Source organism: Bradyrhizobium sp. SSBR45G (assembly GCF_030159255.1).
In the GTDB taxonomy this organism is placed as follows: Bacteria; Pseudomonadota; Alphaproteobacteria; order Rhizobiales; family Xanthobacteraceae; genus Bradyrhizobium.
The window spans coordinates 101,428-114,047 of record NZ_BSCT01000018.1; the positions used below are offsets into that span (position 1 = coordinate 101,428).

A 12,620-nucleotide genomic window follows, 5' to 3' on the forward strand; every position below is an offset into this window, starting at 1 on the left:
ATCTCCCTCCGTTGTCGCCCCCGGCCGGAACCGGGTTCAAGCCGCCGAGCTGATGGTCAATAGCCGTCGGAGCCGTTCAGCCGCCGCAGCCGATCCTGCATCGCCTTCTTGAGGTCGTAGCCGGCACGGCCGAACGCGGCATTGCGGCGGGCGATGAAAGCCTCCTGCTCGCGCTGCAACGCGCGTGCGGCGGCTGGCCCTGCCGCCTCGCGAACGACCCGGGCCTGCGAGCCGTCGATCTCGCGATCGAGATTGGCGAGCTCGGGATCAGCGCAGATCGCCTTCTCGACGGCGTGCCGCGCGGCGGCACAGTTGAAGCTCGGCCGGCCGGCGACGGCCATCTGCGCGCCGAGCCGCTCGAGCTCGACGGCAAGCGCATGATAGTTGCTGCGGGCGCTGGCATGATCCGGATTGAGCCGGAGCGCCGCGGCGAAATCGGCCAGCGCCTTTGGCCTGTTGCCCTTCTTTCGATACAGCTCGCCGCGCGCGTTGAGGATGTCGGCGAGCGTCGGGTCGAGCTGCAGCGCGACGTCGTAGTCGGCGATGGCGCGATCGGCGTCGCCTTTGGTGATGTAGATCGAGGCGCGTGCGATCAGCGCATTGATGCGATCGGTCCGCGCAGCCTTGGGATTGTCGATCAGCGCTCCGCATTCGGTGAGCACCTTGTCGCCATCACCGGCCTCGGAGGCCGTCATGCAGGCGGCCGCGTCCACCACCGGCGCCTTGCCCGGCTCGGCCGCGACGACAGCACGCGCCGCCGCCGGCAGGAGCTGCGAGGCGGCCATCAGGGCCAGGATGACCGCTCCGAAGCGGCATGGCTGCATCGTCAGGTCCTGCTCAAATCGCGCCTCTCCGGGTATGACCCAGCGGGCGCCGCGATGCAATCGGCTCGGCCTAGCTGCGGCAGGTGAGCCCGCCATCGACCACCAGCGTGATGCCGGTGACATATTTCGATTCGTCGGAGGCGAGGAACAGCGCGGCATTGGCGACGTCGAAGGCGTCGCCCATGTGCCCCATCGGCACCTGCGCGTCGCGCTTCCTCCACATCTCCTCCACGTCGCCCTTGGCGTAGCTCGCAGCCAGCCCCGCGGAATGCGCGACCATCGGCGTCTTCATCAAGCCGGGCAGAATCGCATTGACGCGGACGTGCCTGGGCGCGAATTCGACCGCGGTCGTGCGCGTCATCTGGTTCATCGCCGCCTTGCTGGCGCCGTAGCTGACATAGGAGATGCCGACCTGGCGGATCGAGGCCACCGAGGAAATGTTGATGATCGAGCCGCCGCCCTGCCCGATCATCACGGGAACGACGTGCTTCATCGCGAGGTAGGCGCTCTTGAGGTTGACTGCGAAGACGCGGTCCCATTCGGCTTCCTCGACATCGACAACGCTGCCCATCTCGGCAATGCCGACATTGTTGTCGAGCACGTCGATGCGGCCATAGGCCGTGAGACAGGCCTTGACCATCGCCTCGACCTCAACCGCCTTCGAAACGTCGGCGGTGTACGCCTCGGCCTGGCCGCCCTCACTGGTGATGATCGCCGCCGTCTCCGCCGCCGCCTCCTTGTTGCGATCGACGCAGAACACCTTGGCACCCTGCCGCGCGAAGGTCACCGCGGTGGCCTTGCCATTGCCCCAGCCCGGTCCGATCGAGCCGGCGCCGACCACCAGCGCCACCTTGCCCTTGAGCCGATCCATCGCGTCCTCCCGTTGTTGTTCGCTATTCGTCGCAGGCGCTCATCATGATTGTCGTGGCGCCGATGTCGTGACCGAAGATCTCCGACAGCGTCCGGCATTGCCCATCCGCACAGATCCGCCATTCACCGGCGGCGCCGGAGTTGCCGAGCACGATCCGCGACAGCGGCTCGCGCTGCACCTGCCACTGGAACCAGCCGTCGACCAGCCGCGCCTCCGGCGGCGGCTCCATGCCGGCGCCCGAACCCTTGACGCGCGCCGCAACGAGCTGAAGCCCGTCCGCGGTCACGCGCCAGTCCTCCTGCCACGCCGTCTTCTCGACCGAATGCGTCCAGGCCAAGGTGAAGCCGGCCAGCGTCAGCGCCTTCACGACACCGGCGGAAGCGAGACAGAGGCTCAAGCTGACGCCACCACCGCAGCCGGCGGCCGCTGCCGCCATTGCCACGCCACGATCGCCACCGCCAGCGCGAAGCCGAGCACGTCGCTATAGGGAAATTCGCCGAGCAGGCAGACCGAGGCGGCAAAGGACAGCAGGCGCTCGATCACAGTCATGCGCGTGAACAGGAAGCCGATCGCGACCATGCCGAACAGCGCGATCGAGATCAGGGCCTTGACGGTCGCATAGGCGACCGCGCCATAGAAGCCGAGCTGCGCCTCCATCGGGTCGCCCGTCTGCAGCATCAGCGCCGGCGAGTAAACGAAGATGAAGGGAATGACGTAGCCGGCGAGCGCAATGCGCATCGCCTCCCAGCCGATCTTGTCGGGGTTCTCCTTGGCGATCGGGGCTGCGGCCAATGCGGCCAGCGCCACCGGCGGCGAGAGGTCGGCCATGATGCCGTAGTAGAACGCGAACATGTGGCTCGCGATCAAGGGTACGCCGAGCTTGGCGAGCGCGGGGGCCGCGAGCGCCGCGGTGATGATGTAGGTCGGGATGGTCGGAATGCCCGTGCCGAGCAGGATCGACAGCAGCATCGTCATGATCAGCGCCGCGAACAGGCTGGTCTTGCCGAGGCCAATCACCCAGCTGCCGAAGATCGAGCCGACGCCGGTCTGCGTCATCATGCCGATGATCACGCCGACGATGGCGCAGGCCATGCCGACGGTGAGCGCCGACTTCGCGCTTTCGGCGAGCGAGTCGCGGCACGCATGCAAGGTCGCCATGCCGCCGCGCACGAAGCCGGTGACGACGACGAGCGCGACCACGACCGAGGCGACGGGCACGATCTGCAGCCCGTTGCGCGACAGCGCGCCGACGACGAGCGCCAGCCCGATCCAGAACACGTAGCGCAACACCTGGTTCGAGAAACCCATCGTGATCGAGGTGCCCAGGATCAAGGCCACCGTGAGCGCGAGGCCCATCGATCCCGCATAGAGCGGCGTGAAGCCTTCGAACAGCATGTAGACCAGCGCGGCGAGCGGCAGGACGAGGTACCAGCGCGCGACCAGCGCCTTCCAGGCGCTCGGGATTTCCGACGGCTTCATGCCGGTCAGGCCGTGCTTGCCGGCCTCCAGATGCACCATCCAGAAGGCAGAGGCGAAATAGAGGATGGCTGGAATGACCGCCGCCTTGACGATCACCGAGTAATCGACACCCAGGGTCTCGGCCATGATGAAGGCGACCGCGCCCATGACAGGCGGCATGATCTGGCCACCCATCGACGCCGTGGCCTCGACGCCGGCGGCGAAGGCGCGGCGGTAGCCGAACCTGATCATCAGCGGAATCGTGAACTGGCCGACGGTGACGACGTTGGCGACACCGGAGCCGGAGATCGTGCCCATCATGCCCGAGGCGAACACCGCGACCTTGGCCGGACCGCCGCGGGTACGGCCGAACAGGCCGAGCGAGACGTCGGTGAACAGCTGGATCATGCCGGCATGTTCGAGGAACGAGCCGAACAGGATGAACAGGAAGATGTAGGTCGCCGAGACATAGATCGGCACGCCGTAGAAGCCCTCGGTGCCGAACGACAGATGCGTGATCACCTGATCGAAATCATAGCCGCGATGATTGAGCGGCGCCGGCAGATACTGGCCGAAGAACCAGTACAGCAGGCAGGCGCCGCACATCAGCGGCAGCGCCAGCCCCATCAGCCGCCGCGTGCCCTCGAAGATCAGGACAGCCAGCAAGGTCCCGACCACGAGATCGACGCGGGTCGGATCGCCGTCACGCGCGATCAGATCGGCGTAGAAGATCCACTGGTAGAGGCCACAGAGGAAACCGATGGCACCGATGGCCCAGCCGGCGATGCGCCCGGCATCGGTCTTGGCCGTGAAATTGCCGATCAGGCCGAAGGTCAGGAGCAGCAGAAAGCCGACATGGACGCCGCGCACGACCTGGCTCGGCAGATAGTTGAATGCCGCGACATAGAGCTGGAACACCGCGAAGGCGAGACCGATGCCGTAGGCGAGATAGCCCCAGCGGCCGGGACCGAAGCCTTCGGGAAAGCCGTGCTCGAAATTGTCGAACTCGACCTTCACAGGCGTTTCCATGTTCACGGCTTCGATCGTCATGTTCCCCCCAGCGCAGCCCCATCAGGCGCTGCCGACGATGCCCGCAACCACCTGAAACGATAAGACCGCGCGGGAGAGTCTCCCGCGCAGCCGATGGCGAATGATCAACCCCGCGATCCGAGCGAGGCAGGCAGCGCCCCTACTTGATGACGCCCTTTTCCTTGTAGTAGCGGATGGCGCCCGGATGCAGCGGCACCGGACTGTCCTGCGCCGCCGTCTCCAGCTTGATCTCCTTGCCGGCCGCGTGCGCATTGGCGAGCTCCGGCAGCGAGTCGAAGATCAGCTTGGTCATCTGGTAGGCGAGATCGTCTGACACCGCCGAGCTGGTGACGAGGTAGTTGATCACGGCCGCGGTCGGCACGTCCTTGTCCTGGCCGGTATAGGTGTTGGCCGGGATGGTCGCCGCTACGAAGGGAGGGCCGATCTTGTCGACCACCTCCTTCGGCACCGACACCACCGTGATCGGCGACGAGGTCGACAGATCCTTCAGCGAGGCGACGCCGAGGCCGGCCGATTGCAAGGTGGCGCCGAGTTGGCGGTTCTTCATCAGGTCGACGGATTCGGCGAACGGCAGATACTCCACCTTGCCGAGGTCCTTGTAGCTCATGCCGGCGGCCGCGAGGATCGCCCGCGAGTTCAGCTCGGTGCCGGACTTCGGCGCGCCGACCGACAGGCTCTTGCCCTTCAGGTCCGCCAGCGTCTTGATGCCGGACTCGGCGGTCGCGACGATCTGGATGTAGTTCGGATAGATCGCGCCGAGCGTGCGCAGCTTGTCGAGCTTGGTCTTGAAGCCGGCCTCTTCCTCGCCGTTCCAGGCCGATTTGAGGGAGTCGCCGAGCGCGAAGGCGAGCTCGCCACGGCCCTGCTGCAGCAGGATCAGGTTCTCGACCGAGGCCTTGGTCGCCTGCACCTGGGTCTTCACGTTCGGGATCTTGTCGCCGTAGATCTTCCCGATCGCGACGCCGAGCGGGTAATAGACGCCCGAGGTGCCGCCGGTCAGCACGTTGATGAAGCTTTGCGCCTGCGCCGCGGGAGCCGCGAGCAGGCAGCCGGCGGCCAGAACCAAACCGGTTGCAGTGCCAAAGAATTTCGAGAAACGCATGGGTCCTCCCATTGATTTTGCCGGCAAATTGGACGGATGCGGGCGCGGGGTCAACCCATCCGAAAGACGGCCAAGAAAGACCACGAGGAAAGGCGGCCAAGCCGGCTTTGTCCGGCCGAGTGACGCGACCGGAACCGGCAGGCCCGAGCTTCAACTCTGCATTGACGGCTGCCAGGGCTTCATCGGCAGATGATCATTCCTCCCGACGACGACGGGCCGATACATCCTCCCAGCTCATTGGAAGGTCATGTCGAGGCATTTGGAGATGTCCGAGCCAAGCCCGGAGGAGATCGTGATGCAGCCACGCACCTTCTGCTGGGTCGTGTCCGCCACCCAGATCGAGTAGCCGCCATTGCCGAAGAAGGAATTGGTGTTCGCCGGCTCGGTCTCGGTGGCATCGAACTCGTATTTCGAATCGGTATCGAACACCCGCGGCTTCCTGGTGCAGCCGCCGTCGGTCTGGACGTTGATGACCTCCTTGTTGTCCCGGGTCAGCGACAGCGAGACCTGGCAGCGGAAATATTCGGAGGTCTTGACGTTGAAGAGGTAGGCGTAGGACTTGCAGACGGCTGTGTTGAGCTTGCCGGCGGAGAGACCGCGGCTGCAGGCAATGCGCTGGTTGTTGGACAGCTTGAAGTCGTCGGCCCGGGCGGATGCCAACGTCACCAGCGACAACGCCGCAACCCAACCGATCTTCGTGACGAGGCTCATCCGAATCATCCCCAAAGTGATTTATTGACCTATGTTTCTAGACCACGCTGCACGATAATCGCGAGATCGGGAATGGAAAATCCGGAAACGTTCACGGGACGCTGCGACTGGACAAGGTTGACGTCAGGACAGCGTTCGCGATTTGTTCAAGTCGCCGATGCCAGACCTCGGTGAATGGGTGGAGGAGGACATGAAGAGGCCGCTTCTGAAGATTTGCATTGCCGTCGGAACGCTGTGTGCGCTGACCAGCGTGACGCAGGCCGCCCCACCGGAGCCGTGGGAGCTGAAGCCCGACACCGGCTACGCCTACGGCAAGGACGGCAAGACGCTCGCCTACAAGATGGGCACCAAGAACGCCGACATGCTGCTGAAGGGCGCCAAGAAGGTCCCGAAAGGCACGCTGTTCTTCGTCGGCCAGAACGGCCAGCTCTATATCCGGACGGGCCCCTATCTCGAGGGCGACGGCAGCTTCTCGTTCGGCGCCGATGATTGATCTCGCTACGTCGACGGTGTCGTCCCTGCGAAAGCAGGGACCCATAACCACCGTCCTCGATTTTCGAACTTGCTGGAGCTACGATCTCCGTCATCACGACGGCTTGTGGCTATGGGTCCCGGGTCAGCGCCCTCGCGTCGCGATGCGACGCCAGGGCTTGCCCGGGACGACAGTTGAATGTGCGGCCGGGATCGTGCCTGTCGAACACCTCAGAACGCCGCCGCCAGCTCCTTGGCGCCGGGCAGGCTGCTCAGCGAATCCATCCTGGCATCGGTGACCGCGAGCAGCTTCGCCACGGTGTTGTGGCGCACGGCGACGGGATTGCGCTCGTAGCCGCCGCGCTGGAAGAAGTTGGCGGTCGGCACCTGGTCGCGCATCTCGAGCGGCATCGTCACCATGTCGAAGCCGGTGCCGTCGCCGGTCAGGTTCATCATCTCGAGCTCGGCGGCCGACAGCGGCCGCGTGTAGCCCTTGGTGCGTGCGAACAGCACCGAGGTGAGCAGCTTGTGGGTCTGCAGCATCGGCCCGACGTCGATGTCGAGCACCATCGCATGCATGGCCCAGCCCTGCTGCGTGTTGCCGATCTTCTCATGCGCCGACCAGTCGTCCGGCACCGAGCGCGCGATCGCGACCATTTTCTTCAGCACCGCGAGCTTGTGCTCCATCGCGCCGCGCGCCGGCCCTGACGTCTGCGCCACCCGCTCGCCGAGCAGCCGGATGAACAGCGGGCCCTGCTCTGCCAGCAGTTCGACGCTGTTGGTGGTCAGGAGCTGATTGTAGCCGATCGCCGTCGAGATCGCGCGATTGCCCTTGAAGCCCGATTGCGAGTCGTGGCGGCCGTTGCCGCCGGTCTCGAACGCATAGACGCGCACCGCCTGCTCGCGCGTCAACCCCGCGGCGGCGGCGAACCGGGCATAGGCGCGCTTGAAATCGATGTCGTTGGCGGGGCGCTGCGGCGACCATTGGAAATGCTCCTGCGCCGCCTTGAGCAGATCGGCGACCACCGGAATGTATTTGCGCTCGCGCGGCTCGCCTTCGGGCTCCGGCTCGGGATTCACCGGCCGCTTCGGCCCGTTATAGACCGGCGGCTGCTCCAGCACGTAGTCGTCGAGCCCGATCGGCTGGCGGTCGCGGCGCTTGGCATTGCGCACCCGGCGCTTGTCGGAGATCGCCTTCCAATAGGCGCCCGCCTCCTGGTCGAACTCGGCGCGGGCCTGCTGATACTCGGCGAGCCGGCGCTGGTACTCCGCGATCGCCGCCGGCGAGGCCATCTGGGCCAAGGCGTCGCGCGGGGCCGCGGCCGCGCCGGGTTCCCCGGCCAGCAATGGCGATGCGCCCGCGACAGCGCAGGCGAGAATCAGGGCAAGCATGCGAATCGGCTGATGCAGCATGCCGCCCTTGTAGCCGAAACGGCGGCTACTTCCAGGCAAACACCGGCTGTTCCAGGTCGTGGACGCGGGTGTCGCGGCCGGCCAGCACCTCGCGGAACTGATAGATCAGGGCGGCGGTGGGCGCGTGGATGAGGCCCTCGCGGGCATGAAAGCGAATCACGCGCCGCGCACTTTCAGGGATGACGGTGAAGTCGAACGCCTCATCCGCCATGATGACATCGAGGCCGATCCTGTGCACCGAGGCGACTTCGTCCGGATTCGGCCGGAGCGTGCGGCCATTGGCCGCCCAGACGATGATGGGGGTAATCAGATAGCCGGACCGTGTCGGGTAATCGTCGAGCTGGCCAAGCACGGCGTCCGGCGCGAGGACGAGCCCGAGCTCTTCCGCCAGCTCGCGCAGGGCAGCCTCGACGGGGGTCTCGGCGGCATCGCAGCGTCCCCCCGGCAGCGCCCATTGGCCGCCGTGGCTGCGCAGGCTCGCCGCACGCAGGGTCAGCAGCAGCGCCGTTGCATCGGTGTGAGGCTGCGGGGCCAGCGCGATGACCACCGCCGCGCGTTTCAGCGACAACATCGGCGCCGCCGCATCGAGGCGCACGAAGCCGGCGCAGCAGCTTTCGATTTTCCGCCTTGTGGCATCGTCGAACGGCATGGGCATGCAGCTTGACTACACCAGCCCTACGACGGATGAAACGGCCATGTGCCGGCGTGCGGCACCGCCTTTGAAGGATCGCACACATGACGAAGTCAGCCGCGGCGAGAATGAAGTCCGACGGCTGGGAGATCGTCGACACCTCGGGCTTCCTGCATCTGATCGGCCCGCTGTGGCAGCGGGTGGTCGATGGCGTCCACGAATACGCGATTCAGACCGAGGACAAGCATCACAATCGCCGCGGCCTGGTCCAGGGCGGCGTGATCATGACCTTGGCCGACCGCAGCTGTGGCATGACCGCCCGCTTTGCCGCCGGCAAGGAGCACATGGCGACCATCCAATTCGACACGCATTTCGTCGAGGCGGGCAAGATCGGCGAGATGCTGGTGTCGCGGCCGCATGTGGTGCGGATCACCCGCAGCCTGGTGTTCATCACCACCGAGGTGACGGCCGGGACCCGCGTGATCGCGATGGCCTCGGGCGTGTTCAAGATCTTGAAGAGCGAGTGAGGGTCCTACTGTTGAAGCCGTCATTGCGAGGAGCCAACGGGTCCGCGCAAAGCGCGGCCCGATGACAGGCTCCGCGACGAAGCAATCCAGAGTCCCGACCCGGCCCTGGATTGCTTCCGCCTTCGCCCTGCGGGCTTCGGCGGACACGTCGCTGCGCTCGCAATGACGCGCTGAGAGAGCTATCGTACCCACCCCACCTGCGGGTGGTGGTGGTTGAAATGAGGCACGAATGCAATATCGCCAGCTCGGCCGCTCCGGCCTGAAAGTGTCGCCGATCTGCCTGGGCACGATGATGTTCGGCGGCCCGACCGACGAAGCCACGTCGGGGCGCATCATCGCCAAGGCACGCGACGCGGGCATCAATTTCATCGACACGGCGGACGCCTACAACAAGGGCGCCTCGGAAGAGGTGGTGGGCCGCGCGATCGCCGGGGAGCGCGACCGCTGGATCGTCGCGACCAAGCTCGCCAATCCGATGGGCGAGGATCCCAACCGCGCCGGCCTGTCGCGGCGCTGGGTGCTGCAGGCCGCCGACGAAAGCCTGAAACGGCTCGGCACCGGCCACATCGACATCTACTACCTTCACAAGGAGGATCATGCGACGCCGCTGGAAGAGACCGTGCGCGCGATCGGCGACCTCCTGCGCGCCGGCAAGATCCGCTATTTCGGCGTCTCCAACTACCGCGCCTGGCGCGTCGCCGAGATCTGCAATCTCTGCGACGGGATGGGCATCGACCGTCCCGTGGTCAGCCAGCCCTATTACAACGCGATGAACCGGATGCCCGAGGTCGAGCATCTGCCGGCCTGCGGCTATTACGGCCTCGGCGTCGTGCCCTACAGCCCGCTGGCACGCGGTGTGCTGACCGCCAAATACAGCTCCGATGCACCGCCCGACAAGGAGACGCGCGCCGGCCGCAACGACACACGGATGATGCAGACCGAGTGGCGGCCGGAGTCGTTGAAGCTGGCGCAGGAGATCAAGCGTCACGCGGAAACCAAGGGATTTGCGCCCGGCCAGTTCGCGGTGGCCTGGGTGCTGAACTCGGCCTTCATCAGCTCGGTCATCGCCGGTCCCCGCACCGAGGCGCAGTGGGACGATTATATCCATGCGCTGGACTATCCCTTTGCCGCTGACGACGAGGCGCTGATCGACCGGCTGGTCGTCACCGGACACGCCTCCACTCCCGGCTACAATGACCCGGCCTACCCGATCGAAGGCCGCAGGCCGCGGGTGGGCTGACATGGAGGAGGATCGCTACGGCCTGCCGCTGTCGACCGCCTCGGCCGAGGCCGCCGCAGCCTATCGCGAGGGCATCGATCTCTTGCTCGCGTTCTGGCCCGGCGCCGCCGCGGCGTTCGAGCGCGCCATCATGCTCGATCCGGAGTTTGCGCTGGCGCATGCCGCCCGCGCCCGCATCCATGCCATCTACATGCAGCGCGAGGCGGCGCTGCAGACCATCGCGCGGGCCCGCGACCTCGTCGCCAAGCGCGGCACCGCGCGCGAGCAGAGCCATGTCGCGACGCTCTCGCTCGCCATCGAGGGCCGCGGCGCGGACGCACTGACCTCTACGCTGACACATCTGGCGAGCTGGCCGCGCGACGCCATGGTCATGGCGCTTCCGCTCGGCGCCTTCGGCCTGCTGGCCTTCTCCGGCCGCGCCGATCACGACGCCGCGCGCCGCGATCTCTGCGACCGCTTTGCCGGCGCCTATGGCGAGGACTGGTGGTTCATGTCGAACCATGGCTGGGCGCTGACCGAAGCCGGCGAGCTCGCCAAGGGCCGCGCCGTCACCGAGCGCAGCTTCGCGCTGCGCCGGCACAACGCCTATGCCGTGCATGCGCTGCTGCACGCGATGTTCGAGGACGGCGCGGTCGACGAAGCCGATGCGCTGGTCGAGGGGTGGATCGGCGACTACGACCGCACCGGGATGCTGCATGGTCACATCCGCTGGCACCAGGCACTCGGCGCGCTGGACAAGGGCGACGCGGCACGCGCCATCGCGATCCATCTCGATGTCCTGAGCCCGGCCGTGGCGGCTGCGCCGCCACTCAACACGCTCTCGGACTGCGCGTCTCTGCTCTGGCGCCTGAGCCTCGAACAGCATCCGATCGCATGGGAGTCATGGAAGGAGATTGACGCCTACGCGAGAACGGGATTTCCGACCTCACGGCTTCCCTTCGTCGAGATGCACCGGGCGATGATCTCAGCCGTGACCGAGGACGACGTTGCCGTGAACCAGCGGCTTCGCACGTTCAAGGCCTCGTCGGACAGCGGCTCGCCGGCCAGCTCACTGCTGCCGCGGCTCTATCGGGCGTTCCAGGCGTTCTACAATGAGAGCTACCGGATCTGCGCCGAACAACTCGCGCCGGTGCAGGCAGAGATGGCTCGCCTCGGCGGCAGCCATGCCCAGCGCGAGGTGATCGAGGATACCTACATCCTGTCCCTGATCCGGAGCGGCTCGCTCGCGCAGGCGCGCGACCTGCTGGATGCCCGCCTGCACCGCCGCCCCTCCGCCCGCGACACGCGCTGGCGGGCGCTGACGGTTGGATGACGGAGGCTATCCCTCCGTCTCCAGCCCGGTCGGCATCGGCACGTTCTCCGGCTGCAGCTTGAGGCCGGCGGCCAGCGCCACGGTCTCGAGCAGCGCGGCAAAATCCTTTTCCAGGTAGGCGGCGGGATCGGCCTGCAGCGAGGCGGCGCCGACATGGGCCTGCAGCGCCTCGCGCGTCGCTGCCGTCACCGGCATCGCAACGTCGAGCTGGCGCGCCGCCGACAGGCCGAGATCGAGATCCTTGCGCAGCAGCGGCGGCGTGAAGGTCGTGGTCCAGTCGAGATTGACCAGAGCATTGCTCTTGTACTTCGTAAAGGTCGAGCCCATCACGCTGGCATTCATGAAGTTCAGGAAGGCATGCCGCGGCACGCCGGCCTTCTGCGCCAGGATGGTGATCTCGGCGAGGTTCTGGATGACGACGCCGAGGAACACGTTGTGCGCGATCTTGCAGATGCGCGCGAGCTCGCCCTCACCGACATAGGACACGCCCGAGACGGCGATCTTGGCGAGATACGGCGCGATGAGCTCGAACGACGCCTTGGGCCCGGAGACGACCGACGACAGCTTGCCGGCCTTGACGCATTTGCCGTTGCCCGACACCGGCGCGCGCACGAACTCGCAGTCGAGCCGCTTCAGCTTGGCGGCGATCGCCTCCGACTGCTCGACGCCGATCGAGGAGCAGTCGACCAGGATCTTCGGACGCGGCCCGAGGCTCGACGCGACCAGGCCGTTGTTGCCGAAATAGACCTGCTCGAGATCCTTGCCGGTCGACACCATCGAGAACACGATGTCGCACGCGGCGAGATCGCTCGGATGATCGACGATGATGCCGCCCTTGGCCGCCAGCGGCTCCGCTTTGGCGCGGGTGCGATTATAGATCGACACCTTGTGCCCGGCCTTGAGCAGGCGCTCGGCCATCGGATAGCCCATGCGCCCCATGCCGATCCAGCCGAGCGAATGCGTCGTGGTCATTGTCGTCTCCTCGTCCTACTGATCACGGTCTCCGTCAT

13 protein-coding genes are annotated in these 12,620 nt (G+C 66.3%); 4 read left to right on the forward strand and 9 right to left on the reverse strand.

Going from position 1 to position 12,620, the window contains the following annotated elements; genetic code table 11:
• Window positions 1-56: 56 nt before the first annotated feature.
• The 6 genes from QQL87_RS20745 to QQL87_RS20770 form a co-directional block, all read right to left on the reverse strand.
• Window positions 57-824, reverse strand: coding sequence for a tetratricopeptide repeat protein (locus QQL87_RS20745; protein ID WP_284418270.1), 768 nt, complete (start codon window positions 822-824; stop codon window positions 57-59).
• Between the two features lie 70 nt (window positions 825-894).
• Entirely contained in the window at window positions 895-1,695 is an 801-nt protein-coding gene (locus QQL87_RS20750) for an SDR family NAD(P)-dependent oxidoreductase (RefSeq protein ID WP_284418272.1), read from the reverse strand.
• A gap of 22 nt (window positions 1,696-1,717) precedes the next feature.
• The gene (locus QQL87_RS20755) at window positions 1,718-2,092 is read right to left on the reverse strand and encodes a DUF1850 domain-containing protein (protein ID WP_284418273.1); all 375 of its coding nucleotides are present in this window, start codon (window positions 2,090-2,092) and stop codon (window positions 1,718-1,720) included.
• On the reverse strand, window positions 2,089-4,182 hold the full coding sequence (locus QQL87_RS20760; RefSeq protein ID WP_284418411.1) for a TRAP transporter permease: 2,094 nt from the start codon (window positions 4,180-4,182) through the stop codon (window positions 2,089-2,091). Before QQL87_RS20760 ends, QQL87_RS20755 begins: the two co-directional genes overlap by 4 nt.
• A 160-nt stretch (window positions 4,183-4,342) precedes the next feature.
• Window positions 4,343-5,305 (reverse strand): TAXI family TRAP transporter solute-binding subunit, encoded by a 963-nt coding sequence (locus tag QQL87_RS20765; protein ID WP_284418274.1) that lies wholly within the window; start codon window positions 5,303-5,305, stop codon window positions 4,343-4,345.
• A 234-nt stretch (window positions 5,306-5,539) separates the two neighbouring features.
• Window positions 5,540-6,016, reverse strand: a complete 477-nt coding sequence (locus QQL87_RS20770; protein WP_284418275.1) for a hypothetical protein — start codon at window positions 6,014-6,016, stop codon at window positions 5,540-5,542.
• Window positions 6,017-6,206: 190 nt separating this feature from the next.
• Here QQL87_RS20770 and QQL87_RS20775 point away from each other — a divergent pair, with 190 nt between their 5' ends.
• The gene (locus QQL87_RS20775) at window positions 6,207-6,509 is read left to right on the forward strand and encodes a hypothetical protein (RefSeq protein WP_284418276.1); all 303 of its coding nucleotides are present in this window, start codon (window positions 6,207-6,209) and stop codon (window positions 6,507-6,509) included.
• Window positions 6,510-6,718: 209 nt separating this feature from the next.
• Here the strand turns inward: QQL87_RS20775 and QQL87_RS20780 are convergent, their stop codons facing one another.
• Both QQL87_RS20780 and QQL87_RS20785 read right to left on the reverse strand, forming a co-directional pair.
• Window positions 6,719-7,900 (reverse strand): hypothetical protein, encoded by a 1,182-nt coding sequence (locus QQL87_RS20780; protein WP_284418412.1) that lies wholly within the window; start codon window positions 7,898-7,900, stop codon window positions 6,719-6,721.
• A gap of 25 nt (window positions 7,901-7,925) precedes the next feature.
• Window positions 7,926-8,555, reverse strand: a complete 630-nt coding sequence (locus QQL87_RS20785; RefSeq protein ID WP_284418277.1) for an NUDIX hydrolase — start codon at window positions 8,553-8,555, stop codon at window positions 7,926-7,928.
• An 80-nt stretch (window positions 8,556-8,635) separates the two neighbouring features.
• Here QQL87_RS20785 and QQL87_RS20790 point away from each other — a divergent pair, with 80 nt between their 5' ends.
• The 3 genes from QQL87_RS20790 to QQL87_RS20800 all read left to right on the forward strand — a co-directional run bounded on the left by QQL87_RS20790 (window position 8,636) and on the right by QQL87_RS20800 (window position 11,610).
• Window positions 8,636-9,058 (forward strand): PaaI family thioesterase, encoded by a 423-nt coding sequence (locus tag QQL87_RS20790; protein WP_284418278.1) that lies wholly within the window; start codon window positions 8,636-8,638, stop codon window positions 9,056-9,058.
• A 229-nt stretch (window positions 9,059-9,287) separates the two neighbouring features.
• Window positions 9,288-10,298: an aldo/keto reductase gene (locus QQL87_RS20795; protein WP_284418279.1), complete on the forward strand. Its 1,011-nt coding sequence runs from the start codon at window positions 9,288-9,290 to the stop codon at window positions 10,296-10,298.
• Between the two features lies 1 nt (window position 10,299).
• The gene (locus QQL87_RS20800; protein ID WP_284418280.1) at window positions 10,300-11,610 is read left to right on the forward strand and encodes a tetratricopeptide repeat protein; all 1,311 of its coding nucleotides are present in this window, start codon (window positions 10,300-10,302) and stop codon (window positions 11,608-11,610) included.
• A gap of 6 nt (window positions 11,611-11,616) precedes the next feature.
• Here the strand turns inward: QQL87_RS20800 and QQL87_RS20805 are convergent, their stop codons facing one another.
• Window positions 11,617-12,582 carry an NAD(P)-dependent oxidoreductase gene (locus QQL87_RS20805; RefSeq protein WP_284418281.1) on the reverse strand — a complete coding sequence of 322 codons (966 nt, stop codon included), beginning with the start codon at window positions 12,580-12,582 and terminating at the stop codon, window positions 11,617-11,619.
• Window positions 12,583-12,620: the final 38 nt, after the last annotated feature.